The sequence below is a fragment of the Cellulomonas olei genome (assembly GCF_039548315.1).
In the GTDB taxonomy this organism is placed as follows: domain Bacteria; phylum Actinomycetota; class Actinomycetes; order Actinomycetales; family Cellulomonadaceae; genus Cellulomonas.
Map to the genome: position 1 here is coordinate 102002 of NZ_JBCLVN010000011.1, position 20476 is coordinate 122477.

The window sequence follows — 20476 nt, forward strand, 5'->3', positions numbered from 1 at the left end:
GCACCTCTGCGTATCAAGGTTGGTCGTACTCGCGCTGAAGTGGCGGCATGTCGCGCCGGTCTGCTGACGGTCGGCCGCGGACGCCTGCGATGGGTTGCGTCGGCTGGACTCGGACTGAACGAGCGCCTGGTGGCGCCGGCGCCGACACGCTCTCGAGCGTGGTTCATGACCATCTCTTCGATGCCACGACCCAGAATCGATCGGGCTCGCTACTGTCCGCGTACGCGCGTTCGGTCACGGACCGGCGAGCTTCTCGAGGAGGGCGGGCAGGTCGACCAGGGCGAGCCGGGTGGTCGAGTCGCTGCAGCCGTAGGGCAGCACCAGGCAGTGCCCGTGCTGCATGGCCCCGCAGGAGTAGACGACGTTCGGGACGTAGCCGGAGCGCTCGTCGCCCTGGGCTGTGAGCAGCGGCCGGGACAGCCGCCCGACGACCCGCATCGGGTCGTCGAGGTCCAGGAGCAGCGCGCCGATGCCGTAGGTCCGCATCGGGCCGACGCCGTGGGTCAGGACGAGCCAGCCCGCCTCGGTCTCGATCGGGGGGCCGCAGTTGCCGAGCTGGACGAGCTCCCAGGCATGCTCCGGTCGTTGCACGACGGCAGGGTGGTCCCAGCGGAGCAGGTCGTCGGAGGTGGTGATCGCGTTGTTCTCCCGATCCGGACGGGAGACCGCGACATACCGACCGGCGATCTTCCGGGGAAACAGCGCGAGGCCCTTGTTCTGCGCACCCGGTCCGCTGAGCGGTCCGCTGGTGATGTGCGTGAAGTCAGGTGTGCGCAGCAGCTGCCCGGTGATGGCACGCCCGTCGAAGGCCGTGTAGGTGCCGAGGTAGGTCGCGGTGCCGTCGTCGTCACGGAACCGGACCATGCGCACGTCTTCGATGCCGTGTCTCTCCGCGGGGCCTTGCGGCGGCAGCACCCGTTCGTCGAACGGTGACCCCGGCGGGAACTCCAGCCGCCAGGAGCGTCGGGCGATCTGCTCGACCTTCGACGGCGGCCGGGCATGGACGGGCGGCGGCGAGAGCCGCACCACGCCGGCGAGGTCCACGGTGCCGGTGCGCAGCTCCATGCTGGAGACGTGTCCCTCGCCCGTGCCCCGCAGGGTCATCACGAACCGGGTCGACCCGGCCGGCAACCCGTCCTGGTCGGGGTGCGGGACCATCGATGGGTTGAACAGCGCTGCCGCCTCGATCGCGTACTCCTGGGTGAAGCAGGCACCCACGAGCCGGCGCCGATGCTCCGGGAGCGGCCCGGCATCGGGCAGCCGGTCGCGCACCAGGGTGAAGTGCTCGTCCCAGATCGCCGGCAGGTCGTGGTGCCGATGCGCGAACCTTGCGACGAGGACCTGCAGCTCACGATCGACCTCGTGGTCGTCCAGCTCGAGCACCCGCTGCAGGACGGCCGCGGACCGGGACTCCCCGGAGGAGTCCAGCTCCTGGCCGGGCAGGAACGGACGGGCCAGGACCCGGTCGGGATCGGGGCGCAGCAGGTGTCCGGTGCGGCGCACCCACGACGGGTCGGGTCCCGCGGTCCCGCGGTCGCTCGCGCTCACCGGCTCGGGCGGGTCCGCGGCGCTCACGACGTCGCGGTCCGCACCCGGACGGCGGGAGGCCCGGCGAGCTGCGCGCACGCGAGCCACGCCAGGGTGGACTCGGCACCCTGGTTCTGGTTCACCCCGGTGCGCTCGAGCCCGTCGAACCCGCCGCCCGTCTCCGGGTCGCGGACCGGGACCCGGGTGTCGTTGGCGCCCTCGAACCAGGCGACGCACCGCTCGATCACCCGTGACCAGGCCTCGTCGCTGGTCACGCGACGCGCCGTCGCCGCCGCCTCGGCGAGCGCAGCGACCTCGATCGGCTGCTGGTCGAACCCGGGACGAGCATCGTGCGGGCCACGGCCCCCGGCAGGCACGACGGACAGGTGCTCGTCCACGGTCTGCTCGGTCACGAGCCAGGAGAGCAACCGCACGCCGGCATCGAGCAGACCGTCGTCGGCCACGACCTCGGCGACGGCGATCATCGCCTCGGGCAGCACCGCGTTCGCGTAGGTCAGCCGCGCCTCGGGCCACGGCCAGCGCGGGTCGGTGCGCGGGCGGGGGAGCGTCGTGCGAGCGTCGTCCAGCAGGCGCTGCGCGCCCTCGTGCTGCGGGGCCGCACGCAGCACCTCGACGGCGCCGAGCGTGGCGTAGGCGGTCGCGCGCGGATGGCTCGAGCGCCCGAGCAGCGCCTCAGAGGCTCCGCGCAGTGCCTCATCCGCACGGGGGCCCGGCGGCAGGTGCGCCGCGGCGGTGCCCAGCGCCCACAGCGCCCTGCCCCAGTGGTCGCCGGCCGAGGGCTCGTCCTGCCACGCGCCCTCCACGGTGCGGCGGTTGTGCAGCAGCCCGGCACCGCGCTGCGCCTGCCGGATGAAGTGCAGGTAGACGTCCGTGGCGTCCGTCACCGCTGCATCGGGGTGCGGGACCCGGGCCGTCAGGACGAGCGCACGGGCGACGTCGTCCACGCACATGCCGTGCTCGGGGCGCGGCTCACGGCCCAGGGCGTGCTCGTGCAGGCCGCTCGGAGTGCTCAGGTGCAGGAGGTGCGTGAGCCGTACCGCCCGGCCTGCGACCGGCTCCGCAGCGGTGGTGGGCTCGACCTGCGCGGACATCAGACGGCCGCCGGCAGCGCCGGCACCAGCGCGGCCGAGGGCAGGTCCGGCTCCCGGACCGCTGCCGTCAGCGCGAGGTACTGCTCGGCGACCGCCGGCCACAGCAGCGAGTCGGCCAGCCGGTCCGCCGTGTGCGCCATCGCGTCCGCGACACCGAAGACGGTCAGGACCTGTTCCAGGGCCGCGGCGATCGCCTCCGGGTCACGTCGCGGGACGAGCAGCCCGGCACCGTCGGACAACAGCTCGACGGCGTGCGGGAACTCCGTCGCGATCACCGGCCTGCCGGCGGCCACGGCCTCGGTCAGCACACCGGACGTGACCTGCTCCACCGAGTCGTAGGGCAGCAGGACGACGTCGGCCGACCGGACCACGGCACGCAGCTCGGGGCCGGAGAGGTACCGGGCGTCGAACCGCACGACCTCGCTCAACCCGAGCTCATGGGTCAGGGCCACCAGAGCGTTGCGGTACGCCTCGCCCTCACGCTCCAGCACCCGAGGGTGGGTCTGACCGACGACCAGATAGGTCGGCAGGGGCACTCGTCCGCGCATCCGGGCCAGGGCCCGCAGCGCCCACTCGATGCCCTTCCCGTCCGACAGCAGCCCCCACGTCAGCACGGTGTGCGGCTCGCCTGTCCGCCTCCCGTCCGCCAGGGGGACCGCAGATCGGTTGTCTTCCGCACCGTGCGGCACGACGGTGACCCGCCGCGGGTCGACGTCCCACCCCGCGATCAGCCGGTCCCGAGCGGTCGCCGTCATCGTGACGAGCGCCGCCGAGCACGCCACCAGCCCGGCCAGCACCCGATGCTGGTTCGGCGTGGGCGTGGTCAGCACGGTGTGCAGCACGGTCACCACCGGGACGTGGACCTGGGCGAGCAGGTCCAGCACGTCCTGCCCGTCCAGGCCGCCGTAGATGCCGTACTCGTGCTGCAGGAGCACGACGTCGTACCGGTCCAGCACCGCGGCGGCGGCGCGGGCGCCGCGCGGCTGCCCGGTGACCCACTGCGCCACGACCGGGGCGGCAGCGAGCTCCGGCTCGTCGACCAGGCGTACGACCGCGACCTCGGCGCCTGCCTCGACGAGGTGTGATGCCAGCGCCGCGCTGAACGTGGCGATGCCGCACGGGGTGGGCGGGTAGGTCGACAGGACAGCAAGGCGCACGCTCATCGGAGCTTCTTCCCTGGTACGTTCGCGCAGCGGGTGCTGCCGTGCACGGAAGGAGAAGAAGGCCGCGTCCCTGAACGCGCCGCTGAGGGCGCCGTCGTCTGGGCACGAGCCCGACGACATCTGATCCGAGAGTAGCAGCCGACCCGGGCCCACCCTCGGGTCGAACCCGGGAGGGCGACGTGAGAGTCGCAGTGCTCGCCTCGATCGCACATCGTCTGCCGCCCCGCGGCTACGGCCCGTGGGAGCAGGTCGCGTCCACGATCACCGAGGGGCTGGTGGCACGCGGGCACGACGTCACCCTCTTCGCCTCGGCGGACTCGACCACCACCGCCCGTCTGCACGCCGAGACCCCCGCCGGGTACGACGAGGACCCGAGCCTCGACGCCAAGGTCGCCGAGGCCCTGCACATCTCGGCGGTGTTCGAACGGGCCGACCGCTTCGACGTGATCAGCAACCAGTTCGACTTCCTGCCGCTGGTGTTCAGCAGGCTCACCACCACGCCCGTCGTCACGACGATCCACGGCTTCTCCTCCGCCCGGATCGTCCCGGTGTACCGCGCCTACGACGACATCGCGCACTACGTCGCGATCAGTGACGCGGACCGGCACCCCGACCTCACCTACGCCGCGACGATCCACCACGGCGTCGACCCCGACGCGTTCACCCTCGGAGCGGGGGAGGGCGGGTACCTGCTGTTCCTCGGGCGGATCCACCCCGACAAGGGCACCGCCACGGCCATCGAGGTCGCCCGCCGCGCCGGCCTGCCCCTGCTGATCGCCGGTGTCGTGCACGACGAGGCGTACCACCGCCGAGAGGTGGAACCCCACCTCGACGGCGACCGGGTCCGGTACGTCGGCGCGGTCGGGCCGCGCGAGCGCGACCGGCTGCTCGGCAGTGCACGCGCCCTGCTGCACCTGATCGACTTCGACGAACCGTTCGGGCTCTCCGTGGTCGAGTCGATGATGGCAGGAACCCCCGTCGTCGCCTACCGTCGCGGATCCATGCCCGAGCTCGTGCGTCCCGACACCTCTGGCTACCTGGTCACCGACGTCCCCGGTGCGGTCGACGCGGTCGCGCGCACGGGTGCCGTCGACCGGACGGCGTGCCGTGCCGACGCGGTCACGCGGTTCTCCTCGGCGCGGATGGTCGACGACTACGAGCGCGCCCTCGAACGGATCGCCTCTGGCGGGTGAGAGCTGGACGGGCGTCCAACACCTGCCTGTCCTCAGGGCGCGCTCCTCACCCGTGGCCGTTCCGCCTCACCCGGTGGGCGAGGACGGGTCGATGTCGTCGGGGTCGGGCCCGGGGCCCTTCGGCGGGTCCGGGGGCCCGTCGTCGGCCTCACGGTTCTCGGCCTGGCGCGAGGGGTCGATGTCGTCGGGCTCCACCTGCGGCGTCGTCCGGGGCGCGGGTTCGGGGTCGGCGGGATCATCAGGCCGGCGGGGGTGCGGCAGGGGGTTCGACGTGGTCATGGTGGTGGCTCCTCGTCAACCGGCCGTGCGGTACTGCGCGGCGAGCGGGCACTGGAACGGGTCGGCCGCGGCGAGCCCGACGGCGTTCAGATGGCGGATGACGATGCCGTACGACGCGTGCAGGCTGGTCTCGGTGTAGGCGATGCCGCGCTCGGCGCAGAACGCGCGCACGGTCGGCTGAAGCCGCCGCAGGTTCGGGCGCGGCATGCTCGGGAACAGGTGGTGCTCGATCTGGTAGTTCAGGCCGCCCATCAACGTGTCGGTCACGTGGCTGCCGCGGATGTTGCGGCTCGAGAGCACCTGTCGACGCAGGAAGTCGATCCGTGCGTCGCGCGGGACCAGCGGCATGCCCTTGTGGTTGGGGGCGAACACGGCCCCCATGTACAGGCCGAACAGCGCGAGCTGGACCCCGAGGAACGCGGCCGCCATCCCGATCGGCAGCAGCCACAGCACCAGGGCGAGGTAGCCGCCCAGACGCAACGTGATGAGGGCGATCTCCACGGGCCGGCGCTTGACCGGTCCCCGCCCGAACACGGTCTTGACCCCAGAGACGTGCAGGTTCAGCCCTTCGAGCAGCAGCACGGGGAAGAACAACCAGCCCTGACGGCGGGTGAGCCAGCCCTTCAGGCCGGAGCGGGCCGCCGGCAGGTCCTCGGTGTGGAAGAGGATGACGTCGGTGGCGATGTCCGGGTCCGCGCCGACCTGGTTGGGCTTCGCGTGGTGCCGAGAGTGCTTGTGCTGCCACCACCCGTAGCTCATCCCCGCGTAGAGGTCGGCGAGGATCAGGCTGGACCAGTCGTTCCATCGGCCGGACTCGAAGATCTGCCGGTGGGCGGCGTCGTGACCCAGGAACATCACCTGACCGAGCACGGCGGCCAGCACGGCTGCGGTGACCAGCTGCCACCAGGACGGGCCGACGAGGACGAACATGGTCACCGTGGTCACCAGCAGGGCGGTGAGCACGACGAACCGGGTCCAGTAGTACCCGTAGCGGCGGCGCATCAGGCCGGACTCCTGCACCAGGCGGCTCAGGTCGGTGAACTCGCTGACCTGACGCTCCCGTGCCGGTCGGGTCGCCGGGGAGGGTGTCCAGGCCGGCGTGGGGGTGCCCATGGCGGGCTACTCGAACCTGATCGAGGCGATCGTCGCGTGCACGGCGTCGGCGCGCTGCCGCTCCCGGGTCGTCTGCGCCTCGGCGGCGACCTCGCGCTCGGCGCTCGCCCGGCGCAGCTCGCCCGCGAGGTCGCGCAGCATGGCGGCCAGCGCCGCCGCCAGCCCGTCACGCAGCTCCTCGAGGGTCGTGGGCTCCACGAGCAGCCGCAGGTCGGAGACCGTGAGACGCAGCCCGGTCCCGGTGCGGCCCGTCGCCTCCGCGATGGCGCGAGCAGTCTCCGGCGCCTCAATCCTGGCGCGCTCGGAGGGCGAGACCTGTCGGGAGAAGACCAGCGGCACCACGTACGCGGTGGGCTGCTCGGGGGTGGCGAGGCGGCTGGGCAGCCCGGACTCGAGCACCGAGACGATGTGCAGGTCGGTGGAGAGGGTGGCCGGAGGGGTGCGCGTGGGCACGCCGTCGAGAGTGGTCATGAGGGTGGGCCTGCCTGTGGGAGTGCGGCGGCCGCAGGTGCAGCCGACCGGGGTGCCTCAGAGCGTCGGACGGTGCGGCGTCGTGCCGGTGCTCCGAGCGGCGCGGATGCGGCGTCGGAGCTGACCGATGCGCAGGCTCCCGATCACGAGGGCGACGACGCCGACGCCGAGCCCGGCGACCAGCATCACCAGGGCCAGCGGCGCGGTCCCGGTCATCGCGAGGAAGGACACCTCGACCGGGGAGGTGTTCTGGAGCATGAAGACCACCAGGGCCACGAGTACGAGCGCCCCGACGCACACGCCGACCCAGGCCGACCCGGTCCGCGTGCGGCCGGGAGGCCGACCGACCGCGGGGACCGGACGCACCGCGTCGCGGACGGGCGTCGTCGGGAGATCGTGGGGCTGGTGGGTGGAGCTTCGCTGGACGGGCATGACGCCCTCTTCCGCAGTGCCGGGACGCAGGCCGTCAGCTGACGGCCGTTCATCTCGGGGCTAGCTAGATCGTACGCCTGTTCGAGCGAATGCGACCCTTCAGGCGGAAGGCGGGGTTGCTCGGCCCATGGGGGAGGGATGGCGACACCACGCGGGCTGCATCAGATGCAGGACGCAGACTGATATCTGACATAACGTCCATTATCGGCGTCAAGTCAGAACGCTGACCAGCAGGTTCGCGAGCCAGGCTCGCTCGTGGAGGTTCACGGCACCGGCGCTGCGTACGCCGATCATGCCGTGCGGACGTTCCTGACGATCCGCGAGCTGCACGGCGCTGACTCGATGTCGCCGGAGTCGGTCCGGCTGTGTGCCCGGATGGCGCGGCGGATCGTGCTCGATCAGCTCGTGGAGTTCTGCGAGGCCGGTGTCGACGGCCCGGAGCGGGCGCTGCTGTGTGACGCCGTGACGTGGCTCGGTGTGCTGATCGCTGAGCCGCACGCCTGGGCCGTCAGCGTCGCTCTGGCGGATCGGCAGGTGGAACGGTGATCCGTTTCCTGCTGGTCTCCCTGGCGGAGGTCGTCGCGGTCACGGCCGCTGTCGGTCTCATGGCGTGGGCGGATCGTGACCGTCCGGCCTCTCCCGGCGAGTTCCTGCGGGGGGTGCTGTGACGTGGCCGGCCTCGCTGGGGCTCTCCGGAGCGTGGGGGCCGGCCTCCGTGCCCCTGTCGCTCGTGGAGCCGTCGCCGGAGCCCTCGGCATCGTCGTCCTCGCAGTCGTCGCTCCCCGAGCCGGTGCCCTCGTCCTCTCCGCCTGCCTCGGAGCCGGCTGCTACTACGCCGGCTACTACGGGCTGCGGTACGCCGGACGTCCCGTGCGTGGTGTCGCTGTCCGCGGACGCGATGCAGCTCGCGCTGGGGTTCGCGGTGATCGGGGTCGTCCTGGTGCTCCTGAGCGCGGTCGCAGCGGTGCGGCTGCTGACGAGGTGACGGGCTCGTGATCGTGGAGTTCGTGTCGGCGGTGGGCGCCTTCCTGGTCGCCCCGCTGGCCGTCGTGTGGGCCGCTGACGCTGCTAGCAAGGCGTCGCGGTGGATCTGACCGGCGCGGACCTGCTCGCGCAGATGGTCATCGGAACTGCCGTCGCGGTGGCGGTCGGTACAGCCGTGGCGCTCGTGTACAAGGTGCGCGAGTGGAGCGGCGCCCACGGGTGAGCAACCGCTCCCCCGTTCGTTTCAACTGGAAGGAAGAACCATGCTCCCCATCCTCCTGGCCGTCGAGCCGCCCGCCCCGGGCTCGGGTGTCTCCGCCGTCTTCGACGCGTCGCAGACGGAGCTGTCCGTGTCGGTGCCGCTGATCGTCGCGGGCTGCGCGGCGATCCTCGGCCTCGCCTGGGTGCTGCGGTCGGTGTTCATCGCCAACCGTGCCGCCAAGAAGGCGTCGCAGCAGGTCGGCTCCTGAGCCACCTGTCCCCCGGCTGCCCGGCGTGCCCTCCCGAACAGGGCGCGCCGGGCAGTACCCCGCCACTCTCCCCGGAAGGGCCCTGACCGTGCTGGTGCACCTGCGACGCATGTCGACTGTTGTCGCCGCTGTTCTCGTCGGCCTGGGCCTCGTCGTGCTCGACCCGCACGCCCCGGCCGCGATGGCGTATCAGGCGCCGCCCCCGATCACCTGGAATCCCTCGGCGGTCGGCACCGAGGCCAACACGCTCACGCCGGACCAGTGGGACCGGACTCTCACCTCCAACCCGGACAAGATCGTCGGTAACCGCGCGACCACCGGCGGCGCGGCGTCCAAGGTCGGCGTCCGCGGCGCTGCCTCTGGTGTTGGCGTCGCGCTGCTCGGGTTCACCGTCGGGTATGAGTCCACGTCGCACATCGCGAGCGTGTTCGGACTCCCCACCGGTTCCGGGGACCTCTGGTGCGACCTCGCGCAGCTCACGGTCGGCTCCAACTGCGGCGTCATCGCGTCTCCTGAGTACGACAGGAACTCCGACGTGGCGACCGACCCCCACGGCTGGGTCGACATCAGCAGTGCGTCTGCGGTGAACTACTCGCCGCTCGGTGAGATCTGGTACGGCGGCGCTGCGGGCAGCGTGCGCGGCACGGTCGCCATCTCGGGGGTTGCAGGCAATCGGTCTGTCACGGTGTCCCTGTATCGCGGGTCGAACAGCGTGACCGGGATTGACTTCTGCACGACGACTACGTGCGACGCGGCGGCCGGCCTCGGGGCCTGGTCCTCGGTCTCTAGTCCCTACTTCTCGGCGCCGAGCTCGTACACCTGGACGACTGAGGTCCGCTCCCTCACCGCGCTTCGCATCTCGACGAGCGGTACCCGGCAGGTCTGGTACGCCCCGGAGCACACCCTTCGGCCGGAGTCCCCGTCGCCGGACCCTCAGCGGTGGTGGCGCACGGTCTGGCGCTGCTCGTCCGGTGCGTCCGGGTCGGCGTTGTCGTCGCCGTTCACGGAGTCCTCTCCGGAGTGGCCTGGCTTCCCGGCTGCTCAGTGCGAGGGCGGAGCCGCTCCGGTCGCGCTTGAGGTGTACCAGGTCACCCAGGGCATGGATGACTCGCTGGTGTTCTCCTGGGACGCACCCGAGGGCTACGTCGAGTGGGCCGAGTCCTCGTGCGCGGGCGGTGGGTGTCAACTGCTCTTGTCGCGCATCGACCAGGTGACCGGCGCCCGGCTCTCCTGCTTCTCCAACCCCTCGCTGTGTGCGTCGTGGGCGACCGACCCCGCCCGGGACGACCAGTACGAGTGCACGTACGGCGGCTCCGTCGTCGCCCTAGATGACTGCCTGGTCTACGCCCCGACATTCCAGCCCGGCGGCGCCAACTACGCCGACCCGGAAGGCAACGTCGGCCCGGATGCCGGCACGGACCCGGGTGGCGACCCGGGCTCAGATGACTGCCCGCCACCGTTCTCGTGGGCGAGCGCGTTCAACCCGTGGTGGTACTACAAGAGCACCCTGTGCGCGCTCGAGAACGCCTTCGTCCCGACCCAGAGTCAGGTCAAGGTCGAGCAGATCGGGCAGGCGCTCCAGACCAAGACACCGGTTCCCGAGCTCGGATCGATCTCGCAGGCGCTCGCGCCGCCGTCGTCCGGTAGTGAGTGCCTGGTGCTGTCCCTGCCGATCGCGTTCGTGATCGGTCACGACCAGCCGCTGCTGGACTCCTGCACCTGGTCTGACCCCGTCTCGCGGCTGCTGCGCGACTACCGGCCCCTGTTCACGGTCGTCGTGTGGTTCACGGTCATCGCTCCCCTGGCCTGGTGGGCGTGGAAGACGTACGCGCCTGGATCCACGGGGACCGCATGAGCGCCCCCGTTCAGCGGCACGCGGCCGCACGGCGCGCAGCGTCGCGCGACCGCGCGCCCCAGACCGAGCAGCACAGGGGGTACCGGTGATCACAGACGCGCTACTCGCTCCGATCCTCGCCGCCGTGCAGTGGGTCGTGGACCTCCTGCCGGAGGGTCAGGCGCTCAACATCGGCCCGGTCGAGGTGGCGTGGAAGGCCGTGCGTCAGGCCGACTCGCTGGTCCCGATCATGGGCCCGACCGTCGCGATGCTCGGGCTGCTGTCGGCCGTGGTCGTGTTCGTGATCGTCCGGCTGCTTCTGACCGTGTGGAACCTGATCTGGCCGTAGGAGGTCGCCGTGGTGTTCCTGTTCCTCGCCTGCCTGGCTCTCGGGCTCGTCGTCGGCTTCGCGCGTCGGCGTCGCTCGGTCCGCCGGGGCGGGCAGGCCGTGGTGGTGGAGAGTTCCGCGCCGCTGCCGTCGCGTCTGCGCGACCCGGAGACGGGCGAGCTGCTGTGAGCCGGCCCGGCCCGGAGTTCCCGTGCGTGCGCCCGGAGGGGCTGCGGGATCGGTGGCGGTTCTGGCGTGCCGGCGTCGACCGGACCAAGAGCCTGACGGCCGCCGGCGTGATCGCGAACACCCCGATCTGCGCGTTCGTGGGCGGCAATGGCGGCGGCAAGACGCTCGCCGCGGTGTACGCGGTGCTGCCGACGCTGCGCGGGTCGCGCTGGACGTGCGAGAACCCGGACCACCTGCACACGCACTCCGCCTCCTGCACGTCGCGGGTGATGCTCTCGACGGAGCCCACCGCCGTGTGTGACTGCGACACGGAGTGGGGGAACACCGACGACGGCCGCCGCGTCACGGTCCTCGCAGAGGGCGGCACGACCACGGGGATGAGGCGGGTGCTGTCGACCGTGGAGCTGCGCGACGTCACGGCGCCGCCGTTCTCGCTGCGGAACCCGTCGCCGTACTACGACCGGCTGCGCTCGTTCGTGCAGCTCCTCGGTGTCGAGCACACGGACGTGCTCATGGATGAGGTGACCGGCGTCGCGTCGTCGCGGTCGAGCATGAGCCTGCCGGTGCAGGTCGAGAACCTGGTGCAGCAGCTCAGGCGCCGGGACGCGCGGCTGCTGTGGACCACGCCGGACTACGGCAACGCGGATCTGCGCATCAGGTCGGTGACGCGCGGCGTGGTGCTGTGCCGGGGCCGGTTCGCGGTCGAGCGGCGTGGGGTGTGGGCGCAGGCTCGGCTCTTCCGCTGGACGATGTTCGACGCCTCGGAGTTCGACCGGTTCACGGTCGGCAAGCGCGAGCGCCTGGTCCCGGTCGCCCGGCAGTCGTTCTGGCGTCCCGGTCACATCGCGGAGCGCGCGTACGACACGGCCGCTGCGGTGACGCAGCTCGGGGCTGCCGCTGAGGGCGGGATGTGCTTCTCGTGCGGTGGCCGGCGGTCTGCTCCGGCGTGCACGTGCCCGAGCGACCCGGACCGGCTCCCGCCGGGGGTCGTGGAGATCGTCACGCCGTCGGGGTCACGCAAGCGTCTGGTCGACGCGGCCGCTGCTGGCGGTGCCGCGTGAACCGACCACGGGCCCCAGCCGGGTAGACCCGCTCACCGTCCTGTTCACCCCTCCCCCGTTGGCGCGGGGGCTCAGACGTCAGGATCGCGGTTGTCTGCTCTGCTGGAGCGGACCGGCCCCGTCGCACCCGAAGTCGAGTTCGATCGGCTGACGGCGGGGCTGGTTCCGCACTCGTTCCCGTCCCGCGATGACGCGGAGGCGGCTGCGCGGTCCCTGGGGGCCGCGTACGGGCCTGTGGTGGCCCAGGACGTCCTGGACGTCAACGACGGCGCCGTGTGGCGCGAGGCGTACGCGTACGACGCCTCCGGGGCCCCGGTGGTCGGGGCCGATGGCCGGTACGTGCGCCAGCGGCACATGGTCGGCGGCGCTCCGCTGCTGTCGGCGTCCGCCGGCCTCGGGCTCGGTGAGGGCCGCACGTTCCGGCTCTCGGTCTCCCCCGGGACCATCGGCCTGCGCACCTTCGACGCGGTACGCGCGGAGGCCCGTGCCGAGCGGGAGCGCACCGACCCCCGAGCGACGGTCTTGAGCCTGTACAGCCCCGAGCACGCCGACGCGGACGGCACGCGGGACCTCGTGTACATGACGCCCGACGGGCTGTTCGGCGGCGGCCCTGTTGCCCAGGGCTGGATCACACCGAAGCCGGGCCGCGTGATCGCGGTCTGGTCGAGTCGGAGCCGTGCCCGCATGTTCACGACCATCCCGCAGCTCGACCTGTCCGAGTGGACCGATGAGTCCGGCGACCTCGCGATGGTCACGCTGACGCTGCCGGGCAACTGGCAAGCCGTCGCGCCGACCGGGCGGCACTTCAAGCGCGCGATCGAGCGGTTCCGGTCCCGGTGGGTCCGCGCCGGCCTCGACGTGCGCGGCCTGTGGAAGCTGGAGTTCCAGCGGCGCGGCGCCCCGCACGTGCACCTGCTGCTCCGGGTGCCGGCACTCGTCGCCGGTGAGGTGTTCGAGGACTGGCTGTCCCGCACCTGGGCCGAGTGCGTGGCCGCCGACGACACGTTCTGTCACCGGTGCGACCGGGCGCTGTGCACGTGCGAGGTCTCGGACACGGAGTTCCGCCGGCACCTCGCGGCTGGAACCGCAGTCGACTACTCCGGTCAGCGGTTCAGCGACCCGCGCCGGATCGCGACCTACTTCCTCGGCCACAGCTCGAAGCACGCGGACGGGAAGGAGTACCAGCACATTGTGCCGTCAGAGTGGCGGGCCGACGGTGAGGGCCCTGGCCGGTTCTGGGGGTACTGGGGCCTCAAGAAGGGCACAGTCGAGGTCGACCTGAACATGCGCGAGTGGTACGCCGTGCGTCGGATGCTCCGCCACGTCCACCGCGCCCGTGCCTGGCGACTCGACCAGGCCGCGCGGCGGCGCGCCGACTACCACGCCCGGATGGGCGACGCTCCCGCTCCGCGTCGGCGCTACCGGCTGCGGAACCTCGGCGCCGCCGGTACGACGTCCCTCGGGGGCGGCACCGTGGTCGTGAACGACGGCATTGGGCTCGCGTACGACGTCGCCCGAGCACTCGCGGTCATGAGGGCGTGAGGCAGGCACCCCGCCTGGGATCCCCAACGCGTTCCTGATGCCGTCGTGTCGACTTGAGGTGCCGGTCTGCCCACGGCAACCCCCGGGCCAGCTCTAGTGTGTGACCATCCGTCTGAGGGGGGTGGCACGCGGTGCCCACATCTGTTCTGGTTGCGGCTATCGTCGCGGTCTTGATATTTGTCCCGACCGCAGGCGGGAACTTCGGCGCGACGGTTCTCTCGGTCGCCGCCGTACTCATTGCCAACCCGATCGTCCGAACCATACGCAAACGACGGTACTTCTCGTCCGAACGATTCCAGACCCTCAAGGCGGAGATCTCATCGGTGGTCTCCGACCACAACGATATCGTTCAGTATGTCGACGAGATCCGGCGCAGCGGCTCATTCGAGCTCGGCTCATCTTCCACCGGACAACATGCGCATCTCGCATCTTTCGAAAACACCTCGACCTGGAAGTATCGGCGCGACAGGAACGTCGTGGAGCACGCCCCCCATGTGCACAACGCGTCACTCCAGGTGGTTCGCAATGCGAGCACTGACCCAATAAAGTACCTCATGAAGTACTTCTCAATTAAGCCAAATCAGGAAGCGCTGGCCGATGTCCAGCGGGTCTCGGGCGACATTGCTCGACTTGAGGAGGCAGTCGCTAATCTCCAGAGGAGAGAAGCGAGCATTACCGCCGCGATTTCTCCTCCTGCTTTCATTCTCAAACACTACAAGGCGGAGTTCTGGGAGCAAGTCGGCGTACACCTGTCGCCAGTGGCAGTGCCCTACCCCAGGTACTCGTTCCAATATGTCTCCGCCGGTGGGAACAGCAGCCAGCAGACCAATATAGTCCTCAACACGCAGACTCTTGACGCCCTATCTGTGACCCTGGCTGAGAAAATCAGGTGGTCCAAGTCTGCCGCTGGGCAACGGGCGCTCATGACAGCCCGCCTGCGCACCCTCATCAAAGAGCGCGACGCCCATACGTGTCGATCCTGTGGAATATCGGTGTCACAAGAACCACACCTGCTGCTTGAGGTCGACCATGTCATTCCCGTCTCGCGTGGCGGTCTGAGCGTCCCGGAAAACCTGCAGACTCTGTGTTGGCGGTGCAATCGGGCGAAAGGGGCGAAGCTGCCCACCTAGGCACTGCGATCTGCGTTTCGCCGTTTTGGCACCGTTCAGTGGCGAACCTGGGAGCGGGACTTCGTCCCGTGGGTACTCAGTGCCGGCAACGCGGGTCGCCCTTCAGCCTCGATGATTACCGGTCGCGCGAACGCGTGGTGCCTTGTTTCGTAGCCGTACCTGCCCGCGGTTACGACATAGTCAGCGTTCAGGGCGTGCGCCAATTGACGCGCTTCGATTGGCGTTGCGACGGTAATGACGGCTGCACCCTGAGCCGCGCGGGCATGCGTAACGGTCGCAAGACGGTCCCTGCCGATGATGGCGAGAGTGCTGACCAGGGCGTTAGTGCTGTCGATGACGTCGTGGGTGCTCATGGTGTCCTCCGCGTCAATCTGGCCCGGTCGGTCCGTGCCGTCGATCTGTTAGCGGAGCCCCATACCCCCGGAGTGGAGTGGGTCAAGGGCCAAACGTCCCGAGTCTTGGTTCTTGGTGCGGAGCACCGTCCCCGGCCGGCTACGCGGGGTCATCGGCCCTTGAGGCACGGAGCGGAGGGGTATACCTTCCTCCGCCCGGATCAGCGGCCCCACGCACCCCTGCGGGTGGTTGTGGACGGCGCTCGCGCCGGCCGGGCCCGGGCCCGGGCTCGTTCTCTGTGCCACATCTCCACGCAGGGTCACCGCGCGATCGCGAGGCCTCGCGGGCGGTCGGCCGCCTGGGCCTGGCGGTCTTGCTCCCAGCGTTCGCGCAGTTCGCGTGAGCGCTCACGGAACCTGAGTTCGGACTCGACCGTCCGGGTGGCGGCGTCGGAGATGGTCGCTGCGCGCAGGGCCTCGCGCAGGTCGTTGCCGTTGAGCGCGCGCACGGTGCGCTCGGCGTACTCGGCGGCGACCTCGCGGTAGCGGTCGATCGGTTCGAGGGCGAGACGGTCGGGACGGCGCGCAGCTTCGACCAGCTCTTCGCCCTCGGACGCAGTGAGTCCGTCGTGCGGGGAACGTCGGGGAGCGGCTGCCATCTGTCCAGCATCGGCAGTTGTCGCGTCAGGCTCAAGGGGCCGTTCGGTTCTGCCGATTCAGCCGGCATGACTTGGCAGGGGGCACCTGACTTCCCGGCGCCGGACGCGCCTGACCCGCGGTTCGTCGCGTACGGGGGTCCTCCCCCGGCTTTCGATCCGCGCGATCAGTGGATCGCGCAACTGACCGCCGAGCGCGACGTCGCTCGCGCCGAGCTGCGCAAGGTGAAGCGGTCGCTCCGGCGCGCGAACATCGGGGCGGGGATCATCTTCGCGTTCATGCTCGTCGCCTGGATCGGGAACGCGGTCAGACTCCTCGGGTGACTAGCCCTTTCGGGTGGCGCCCGCGTGGCGGTCTGTGCGTTCACCCCCTCGGGGGTGTAGGCATCTCCCATCAGGTCCCGTTGGCGCGGGACTCTCAGACAACTGGTGAGGTGTGTCATGGCTCAGCGCAACGCTGACGTGTTCGTCGAGGGCAACGTCGTCAAGTCCGAGCGGAAGAACGGCTCGATGCCGAACCCGGACAACCCGAACGGCCCGGCGATCGTGTGGGACTACATCGAGGCCCGCGTGCTGACGCCGGCCTACGACGCGGTGGACGTCCGGTTCCCGTCCGACGGCAGCATCCCCCTGCCGAAGCGTGACGAGCTGGTGCGGCTCAACTGCGAGGCGCGCTCGGCCGGCGGGAACCTGCGGCTGACGGTGAAGGCCGTCGAGACCGCCCTCCTGCCCGCCTGACGTAACCGTCGTTACTCGGCGTAGACAGTGCTGCGCCCCGGGGCCGTTGGCGCGGCGTCCCGGGGCGTCTAGCCCGCCCCAGGTATCTCAGACTTTCCCTAGGGGGACTTGTGACCACCGTACCCGAGGTGCGCTCGGAGCGCACTACCACCCGTCCATTATCGGCGCAAGGCACCGGAGATGCGACGGTCCGCCGCTCGGCGCTCACCGACCCAGATCTCACGCGTCCGGGGCCACGCCCGCGTAGTACGCGATCTTCTCGTCCAGCACACCGATCGCCTTCTGCAGCTGGCCCGCGCGTCGCTGGAGCTCGGCCCGGTGCTCGGTGAGGAACGCGACCCTGTCGCCGCTGCCGCCCTCACGGAGCAAGGTGGTGAACTCCCGCAGGTCGGCGATGCCCAGCCCGGCGTCCCGGAGGCAGCTGATCAGGCCGATCCAGAACAGGTCGTCGTCCGTGTACGCGCGGTGCCCGCCGAGGGTCCGGGACACGGGCCCGATCAGCCCCTCGCGCTCGTAGTAGCGCAGCGTGTCCAGGGACAGCCCGGTCCTGGCGGCGGCATCCGCCGGTGCCCACGTCGTCGTCATCGCCTCTCCTCGCGTTCGGGGTCGTCGGGGTCCTCGGGTCAGCGCGCCGCGGCGAACCGCTGCACGTGCTCGTCCTGCAGCGTCACCTGGGTGGCCTCGAGCGCCTCGTCGAGCTGCGCCACGGCGCTGACGCCGATGATCGGGTTCATGCCCTGGTGGAGCAGCCAGGCGAGCACGACCTGGTTGCGCGTGGCGCCGGTCTGCGCCGCCACGTCGTCGAGCTCCCGGAGCACCCGGGTGGTGCCGGGGTGATCGTAGGCGTCGGGGAACGGCTTGTCGGCGCGGACGTACCCCCCGTGGAGCAGCGGCGTGTACACCCAGACGTCGAGCCCCTCGGTGCGCGCGTAGTCGGCGTCGTCCGGCGTGAGGTGCCGGTGGCCCGCGTTCGGCAGCACCGCCTCGGGGCGCGGCAGCACCAGCGAGTGCCGCAGCTGGAGCGCCGTCCACGGCTCCACCCCGGTCGACCGCGCGATCGTGCGCGCCTGCTCCACGCGCCAGGCCGGGTGGTTGGCCGCACCGACGCGGGACGCCACGCCGCGGTCGACGAGCTCGCCGAACGCCGTCACGGTCTCCGCCAGCGGGACGCCGCGGTCCTCCGCGTGCGCCCACAGCAGGTCGACCGAGTCGACCCCCAGCCGCTCCAGGCTGCCGGAGACGCCGGCGAGGACCGCGTCGCGCGAGAGCCCCTCGGCGGACTCCGGCCACCGGTGCGGGACCAGGGGGTTCTGTCGGACCTTCGTCGCGATCCTGACCTCGTCCCTCACGCCGGGCCGGGCGCGGAGCCACTCGCCGATCACCCGCTCGCTGGCGCCGCCGACGCCGGAGGGGTCCGTCCAGAACGAGTAGCAGTCGGCGGTGTCGAGCCACACCCCGCCCGCCTCCACGAACCGGTCCATGAGCGCGAACGCCCGTCCACGGTCGACGACCGTGCCGTAGTCCATCGTCCCGAGCACGAGCCGGGCGGTTGCCGTGTCCTGTGTCATGCGCGCCATCCTGAGACCTGGAGCGCGCTCACGATCAAGCCCCTGCGTGCCGGAGCGACCGGAGCATGCTCCGCAGCAGCCGCAGCGCCTCGGCCTGCTCGTCGTCGGACATCCCGTCGAGCATCCGCACCTCGACGCCGCGGACGGCCGCCGTCGCACGGTCGAGCGTCTCGCGGCCGCGCGACGTCAGGCGCGTGGGCAGCGTCTTGCCGACGGCCGGCTCGGCGGACCGCGTGACGAGGCCGTCCTGGTCGAGCCCCTGGAGCACGACATTCATCGACTGCCGCGTGACGAACGCGCCGCGGGCCAGATCGGACGCCGACAGCCCGGGTCGCTGCGCCAGCAGCTCCAGGCACGAGTACTGGGTCACGGTCAGCCCCAGCGGCCGGAGGGCCTCCTCCATGGCGGCGCGCAGGGCGCTGGAGGCCTCCTTCAGCAGGTAGCCCAGGGAGGTCTCGAGGTCGATCCCGGCTGCCTCTTGCGTCATGTCAACATCCTGACATAGGTTTGCATGTCAGGTCTACTGACATCCACTCGAGGAGCACGCATGCCCGTCACCGGCCCCGACTTCATCTCCCTCCAGGTCCGCGACCTCGCGGCCTCGCAGGCGTTCTACGAGCACTACCTCGGTCTGGTGCGCTCGCCCGCGGGGCCGCCGCACGCCGTGGTGTTCACCACCGACCCTGCGTTCGCGCTCCGCGACCTGCTCCCCGGGACCGACCTCGCCCCGCTCCCCCGTCCCGGTCTCGGCGTGGCCCTCTGGCTGCACGCCACCGACGTGCAGGCGATCCACGACGCCCTCGTGGCGGACGGCCGCACCATCGTCTCCGCCCCGGTGGACGGGCCGTTCGGCCGCACGTTCACCTTCTCCGACCCCGACGGCTACCACGTCACGCTGCACGACCGCGCGTGAGCCCCGCGGCGCCGGCCGCGCTCAACCCCGTCCTGACCCGCCCGGGTGACGCCGGCGTCGGCGCGCGTGGCCCGCTCAGGCCCGCCGCGTCCGGCCGGCCGCGCGCTCACGGCGCAGCATCGCCGTGGCGCTGGCCAGGTACGCCGCCGCGGTGACCGTGAACAGGCAGGCGAGCGTCAGCTCACGCTGATCCCCGGGTGCCCAGCTGAACCACCGGAGGAGCGCCATGACCGTGAACACGCCCGCGAGCACGAACCCGCTCGTCGGGGTGCGGGTCATCCGCCACCAGGGCTTCTTCGTCCGTTCCATGACCTCACGACCGTAGCGCGCTCGCCGACGTCGCGGGCGGAAACGGGCCGGGCACCCCGGCGCGGGTCGTCGCCCGTACCCGGGGGCCGGGCGGCTGGCACGATGCGGTGCATGATCCGGTTCCCCGCCCCGCTCCGGCCCGGCGACCGCATCGGCGTCACGTCCCCGTCGGCCGGCGTCCAGCCCGGTGAGACCGCCCGCATCGACGTCGCCGTCGAGCACCTGCGCGCCGCGGGCTACGACGTCGTCGTGGGCGAGGTCATGGACGGCTCGGGCATCACCGCCGGGCCCGCGTCGCGGCGCGCCGCGGAGCTGACCTCGATGCTCACCGACCCGGCGATCCGCTGCGTCGTCCCGCCGTGGGGCGGCGAGACCGCGATCGACCTCGTGGACCTCCTGGACTGGGACGCGCTCGCCGCCGCGGAGCCGACCTGGCTGGTCGGGTACTCCGACCTGTCGACGCTGCTGGTGCCCCTGACGACGCGGCTCGGCTGGGCCACGCTGCACGGCGACAACCTCGCGGACACCCCGTACGAGACTCCCCCCGGCCTGCTGAGCTGGCTCGACATCGCGTCCGGCGCCGGACCCCACCGGCAGCGGGACTCCGGACTGGTCGCGGACTGGTGGACGTTCGCCGAGGACAGCCGCGCCACCCGGTGGAAGCCCGTCGGGCACGGGCGCTGGGACCTGGCGTCCGGCGGCACCCTGCACGCGACAGGCCGCCTCGTCGGCGGCTGCATCGAGACGATGACCGCCCTCGCCGGCACGCCCTACGGCGACGTCGCGGCGTTCGGGCGCGCGCACGCCGACGACGGGCTCGTCGTCTACGTCGAGGCGGCGGCCGACGATGCCGCCGCGGTCTGCCGCGCCCTGCACGGGATGCGCCTCGCCGGGTGGTTCGACCACGCGAACGCCGTCCTCGTCGGGCGCACCCGCGCGCCGGACCACCCCCGCCTCACCCAGCGCGAGGCGGTGCTCGACGCCCTCGGGCGGCTCGACGTGCCGATCGTGCTCGACGTGGAGATCGGGCACGTGCCGCCCCACCTGCCCCTGGTGAACGGCGCGCTCGCGACCGTGGTCGTCGACGGCGACCGGCGGGAGATCGTGCAGCACCTGGTGTGAGCACCCCGGC

General features: G+C 71.5%; 28 protein-coding genes. 15 read left to right on the forward strand and 13 right to left on the reverse strand.

Annotated features, from left to right (window positions below):
• Positions 1-234: 234 nt before the first annotated feature.
• From AAHH18_RS05960 to AAHH18_RS05970, 3 genes are read right to left on the reverse strand one after another with little or no spacing between them, the layout of a single operon-like run.
• Positions 235-1575: a glycoside hydrolase family 130 protein gene (locus AAHH18_RS05960; protein ID WP_343300930.1), complete on the reverse strand. Its 1341-nt coding sequence runs from the start codon at positions 1573-1575 to the stop codon at positions 235-237.
• Positions 1572-2639: a glycosyltransferase gene (locus AAHH18_RS05965; protein WP_343300931.1), complete on the reverse strand. Its 1068-nt coding sequence runs from the start codon at positions 2637-2639 to the stop codon at positions 1572-1574. Before AAHH18_RS05965 ends, AAHH18_RS05960 begins: the two co-directional genes overlap by 4 nt.
• Positions 2639-3802, reverse strand: coding sequence for a glycosyltransferase (locus AAHH18_RS05970; RefSeq protein WP_343300932.1), 1164 nt, complete (start codon positions 3800-3802; stop codon positions 2639-2641). The genes AAHH18_RS05965 and AAHH18_RS05970 overlap by 1 nt, the downstream gene beginning before the upstream one ends.
• 179 nt (positions 3803-3981) lie before the next feature.
• Between AAHH18_RS05970 and AAHH18_RS05975 the strand changes: the two genes are divergently transcribed.
• Positions 3982-4995, forward strand: a complete 1014-nt coding sequence (locus AAHH18_RS05975; RefSeq protein WP_343300933.1) for a glycosyltransferase family 4 protein — start codon at positions 3982-3984, stop codon at positions 4993-4995.
• Positions 4996-5061: 66 nt separating this feature from the next.
• Here AAHH18_RS05975 and AAHH18_RS05980 read toward each other — a convergent pair whose 3' ends face one another.
• Genes AAHH18_RS05980 through AAHH18_RS05995 form a run of 4 tightly spaced genes read right to left on the reverse strand, consistent with a single transcriptional unit; the run spans position 5062 to position 7290 of the window.
• Complete coding sequence (locus AAHH18_RS05980) at positions 5062-5274, reverse strand: hypothetical protein (protein ID WP_343300934.1); 213 nt, start codon at positions 5272-5274, stop codon at positions 5062-5064.
• A 15-nt stretch (positions 5275-5289) separates the two neighbouring features.
• On the reverse strand, positions 5290-6387 hold the full coding sequence (locus tag AAHH18_RS05985) for a fatty acid desaturase family protein (protein ID WP_343300935.1): 1098 nt from the start codon (positions 6385-6387) through the stop codon (positions 5290-5292).
• Between the two features lie 6 nt (positions 6388-6393).
• Complete coding sequence (locus tag AAHH18_RS05990) at positions 6394-6858, reverse strand: hypothetical protein (protein ID WP_343300936.1); 465 nt, start codon at positions 6856-6858, stop codon at positions 6394-6396.
• Between the two features lie 57 nt (positions 6859-6915).
• Positions 6916-7290 (reverse strand): LapA family protein, encoded by a 375-nt coding sequence (locus AAHH18_RS05995; RefSeq protein ID WP_343300937.1) that lies wholly within the window; start codon positions 7288-7290, stop codon positions 6916-6918.
• Positions 7291-7587: 297 nt separating this feature from the next.
• Between AAHH18_RS05995 and AAHH18_RS06000 the strand changes: the two genes are divergently transcribed.
• The 10 genes from AAHH18_RS06000 (at position 7588) to AAHH18_RS06045 (ending at position 14828) form a co-directional block, all read left to right on the forward strand.
• Positions 7588-7836 carry a hypothetical protein gene (locus AAHH18_RS06000; RefSeq protein ID WP_343300938.1) on the forward strand — a complete coding sequence of 83 codons (249 nt, stop codon included), beginning with the start codon at positions 7588-7590 and terminating at the stop codon, positions 7834-7836.
• Positions 7833-7958: a hypothetical protein gene (locus AAHH18_RS06005; RefSeq protein WP_343300939.1), complete on the forward strand. Its 126-nt coding sequence runs from the start codon at positions 7833-7835 to the stop codon at positions 7956-7958. Before AAHH18_RS06000 ends, AAHH18_RS06005 begins: the two co-directional genes overlap by 4 nt.
• A gap of 416 nt (positions 7959-8374) precedes the next feature.
• A complete protein-coding gene (locus AAHH18_RS06010; protein ID WP_343300940.1) occupies positions 8375-8497 on the forward strand; it encodes a hypothetical protein in 123 nt (40 codons plus the stop codon).
• 40 nt (positions 8498-8537) lie between these two features.
• Positions 8538-8744 (forward strand): hypothetical protein, encoded by a 207-nt coding sequence (locus AAHH18_RS06015; RefSeq protein ID WP_343300941.1) that lies wholly within the window; start codon positions 8538-8540, stop codon positions 8742-8744.
• 88 nt (positions 8745-8832) lie between these two features.
• Positions 8833-10599 (forward strand): hypothetical protein, encoded by a 1767-nt coding sequence (locus AAHH18_RS06020; RefSeq protein ID WP_343300942.1) that lies wholly within the window; start codon positions 8833-8835, stop codon positions 10597-10599.
• 124 nt (positions 10600-10723) lie between these two features.
• A complete protein-coding gene (locus AAHH18_RS06025; RefSeq protein WP_343300943.1) occupies positions 10724-10927 on the forward strand; it encodes a hypothetical protein in 204 nt (67 codons plus the stop codon).
• A 9-nt stretch (positions 10928-10936) separates the two neighbouring features.
• A complete protein-coding gene (locus AAHH18_RS06030) occupies positions 10937-11095 on the forward strand; it encodes a hypothetical protein (protein ID WP_343300944.1) in 159 nt (52 codons plus the stop codon).
• Positions 11092-12156 (forward strand): hypothetical protein, encoded by a 1065-nt coding sequence (locus AAHH18_RS06035; RefSeq protein ID WP_343300945.1) that lies wholly within the window; start codon positions 11092-11094, stop codon positions 12154-12156. The genes AAHH18_RS06030 and AAHH18_RS06035 overlap by 4 nt, the downstream gene beginning before the upstream one ends.
• Before the next feature lie 237 nt (positions 12157-12393).
• On the forward strand, positions 12394-13698 hold the full coding sequence (locus AAHH18_RS06040; RefSeq protein WP_343300946.1) for a rolling circle replication-associated protein: 1305 nt from the start codon (positions 12394-12396) through the stop codon (positions 13696-13698).
• Between the two features lie 131 nt (positions 13699-13829).
• Positions 13830-14828 (forward strand): HNH endonuclease, encoded by a 999-nt coding sequence (locus tag AAHH18_RS06045; protein ID WP_343300947.1) that lies wholly within the window; start codon positions 13830-13832, stop codon positions 14826-14828.
• A gap of 35 nt (positions 14829-14863) precedes the next feature.
• Here the strand turns inward: AAHH18_RS06045 and AAHH18_RS06050 are convergent, their stop codons facing one another.
• Together AAHH18_RS06050 and AAHH18_RS06055 are read right to left on the reverse strand one after the other, a co-directional pair.
• The gene (locus AAHH18_RS06050) at positions 14864-15181 is read right to left on the reverse strand and encodes a hypothetical protein (RefSeq protein ID WP_343300948.1); all 318 of its coding nucleotides are present in this window, start codon (positions 15179-15181) and stop codon (positions 14864-14866) included.
• A gap of 299 nt (positions 15182-15480) precedes the next feature.
• Positions 15481-15819: a hypothetical protein gene (locus AAHH18_RS06055; protein WP_343300949.1), complete on the reverse strand. Its 339-nt coding sequence runs from the start codon at positions 15817-15819 to the stop codon at positions 15481-15483.
• A 66-nt stretch (positions 15820-15885) separates the two neighbouring features.
• On the opposite strand from AAHH18_RS06055, the gene AAHH18_RS06060 reads away from it, so the two are divergent.
• Complete coding sequence (locus AAHH18_RS06060; protein WP_343300950.1) at positions 15886-16140, forward strand: hypothetical protein; 255 nt, start codon at positions 15886-15888, stop codon at positions 16138-16140.
• A 117-nt stretch (positions 16141-16257) separates the two neighbouring features.
• Positions 16258-16554, forward strand: a complete 297-nt coding sequence (locus tag AAHH18_RS06065) for a hypothetical protein (RefSeq protein ID WP_343300951.1) — start codon at positions 16258-16260, stop codon at positions 16552-16554.
• 219 nt (positions 16555-16773) lie between these two features.
• Here the strand turns inward: AAHH18_RS06065 and AAHH18_RS06070 are convergent, their stop codons facing one another.
• From AAHH18_RS06070 to AAHH18_RS06080, 3 genes are read right to left on the reverse strand one after another with little or no spacing between them, the layout of a single operon-like run.
• On the reverse strand, positions 16774-17139 hold the full coding sequence (locus AAHH18_RS06070) for a MerR family transcriptional regulator (protein ID WP_343300952.1): 366 nt from the start codon (positions 17137-17139) through the stop codon (positions 16774-16776).
• Between the two features lie 38 nt (positions 17140-17177).
• A complete protein-coding gene (locus tag AAHH18_RS06075; RefSeq protein ID WP_343300953.1) occupies positions 17178-18122 on the reverse strand; it encodes an aldo/keto reductase in 945 nt (314 codons plus the stop codon).
• A 34-nt stretch (positions 18123-18156) separates the two neighbouring features.
• A complete protein-coding gene (locus AAHH18_RS06080; protein WP_343300954.1) occupies positions 18157-18609 on the reverse strand; it encodes a MarR family winged helix-turn-helix transcriptional regulator in 453 nt (150 codons plus the stop codon).
• A gap of 60 nt (positions 18610-18669) precedes the next feature.
• Between AAHH18_RS06080 and AAHH18_RS06085 the strand changes: the two genes are divergently transcribed.
• Positions 18670-19035 (forward strand): VOC family protein, encoded by a 366-nt coding sequence (locus tag AAHH18_RS06085; protein WP_343300955.1) that lies wholly within the window; start codon positions 18670-18672, stop codon positions 19033-19035.
• Positions 19036-19110: 75 nt separating this feature from the next.
• Here the strand turns inward: AAHH18_RS06085 and AAHH18_RS06090 are convergent, their stop codons facing one another.
• Complete coding sequence (locus AAHH18_RS06090) at positions 19111-19344, reverse strand: hypothetical protein (RefSeq protein ID WP_283320327.1); 234 nt, start codon at positions 19342-19344, stop codon at positions 19111-19113.
• Positions 19345-19455: 111 nt separating this feature from the next.
• Here AAHH18_RS06090 and AAHH18_RS06095 point away from each other — a divergent pair, with 111 nt between their 5' ends.
• The gene (locus AAHH18_RS06095; protein ID WP_343300956.1) at positions 19456-20466 is read left to right on the forward strand and encodes a S66 family peptidase; all 1011 of its coding nucleotides are present in this window, start codon (positions 19456-19458) and stop codon (positions 20464-20466) included.
• The last annotated feature ends 10 nt before the right edge of the window (positions 20467-20476 follow it).

Excerpts from the sequence above, each read along its gene's own strand:
- AAHH18_RS05965 (WP_343300931.1), bottom strand. The coding sequence starts at position 2,639 with ATGTCCGCGCAGGTCGAGCCCACCACCGCTGCGGAGCCGGTCGCAGGC.
- AAHH18_RS05970 (WP_343300932.1), bottom strand. The coding sequence starts at position 3,802 with ATGAGCGTGCGCCTTGCTGTCCTGTCGACCTACCCGCCCACCCCGTGC.
- AAHH18_RS05980 (WP_343300934.1), bottom strand. The coding sequence starts at position 5,274 with ATGACCACGTCGAACCCCCTGCCGCACCCCCGCCGGCCTGATGATCCC.
- AAHH18_RS05985 (WP_343300935.1), bottom strand. The coding sequence starts at position 6,387 with ATGGGCACCCCCACGCCGGCCTGGACACCCTCCCCGGCGACCCGACCG.
- AAHH18_RS05990 (WP_343300936.1), bottom strand. The coding sequence starts at position 6,858 with ATGACCACTCTCGACGGCGTGCCCACGCGCACCCCTCCGGCCACCCTC.
- AAHH18_RS05995 (WP_343300937.1), bottom strand. The coding sequence starts at position 7,290 with ATGCCCGTCCAGCGAAGCTCCACCCACCAGCCCCACGATCTCCCGACG.
- AAHH18_RS06015 (WP_343300941.1), top strand. The coding sequence starts at position 8,538 with ATGCTCCCCATCCTCCTGGCCGTCGAGCCGCCCGCCCCGGGCTCGGGT.
- AAHH18_RS06050 (WP_343300948.1), bottom strand. The coding sequence starts at position 15,181 with ATGAGCACCCACGACGTCATCGACAGCACTAACGCCCTGGTCAGCACT.
- AAHH18_RS06055 (WP_343300949.1), bottom strand. The coding sequence starts at position 15,819 with ATGGCAGCCGCTCCCCGACGTTCCCCGCACGACGGACTCACTGCGTCC.
- AAHH18_RS06060 (WP_343300950.1), top strand. The coding sequence starts at position 15,886 with ATGACTTGGCAGGGGGCACCTGACTTCCCGGCGCCGGACGCGCCTGAC.
- AAHH18_RS06065 (WP_343300951.1), top strand. The coding sequence starts at position 16,258 with ATGGCTCAGCGCAACGCTGACGTGTTCGTCGAGGGCAACGTCGTCAAG.
- AAHH18_RS06070 (WP_343300952.1), bottom strand. The coding sequence starts at position 17,139 with ATGACGACGACGTGGGCACCGGCGGATGCCGCCGCCAGGACCGGGCTG.
- AAHH18_RS06075 (WP_343300953.1), bottom strand. The coding sequence starts at position 18,122 with ATGACACAGGACACGGCAACCGCCCGGCTCGTGCTCGGGACGATGGAC.
- AAHH18_RS06080 (WP_343300954.1), bottom strand. The coding sequence starts at position 18,609 with ATGACGCAAGAGGCAGCCGGGATCGACCTCGAGACCTCCCTGGGCTAC.
- AAHH18_RS06085 (WP_343300955.1), top strand. The coding sequence starts at position 18,670 with ATGCCCGTCACCGGCCCCGACTTCATCTCCCTCCAGGTCCGCGACCTC.
- AAHH18_RS06090 (WP_283320327.1), bottom strand. The coding sequence starts at position 19,344 with ATGGAACGGACGAAGAAGCCCTGGTGGCGGATGACCCGCACCCCGACG.
- AAHH18_RS06095 (WP_343300956.1), top strand. The coding sequence starts at position 19,456 with ATGATCCGGTTCCCCGCCCCGCTCCGGCCCGGCGACCGCATCGGCGTC.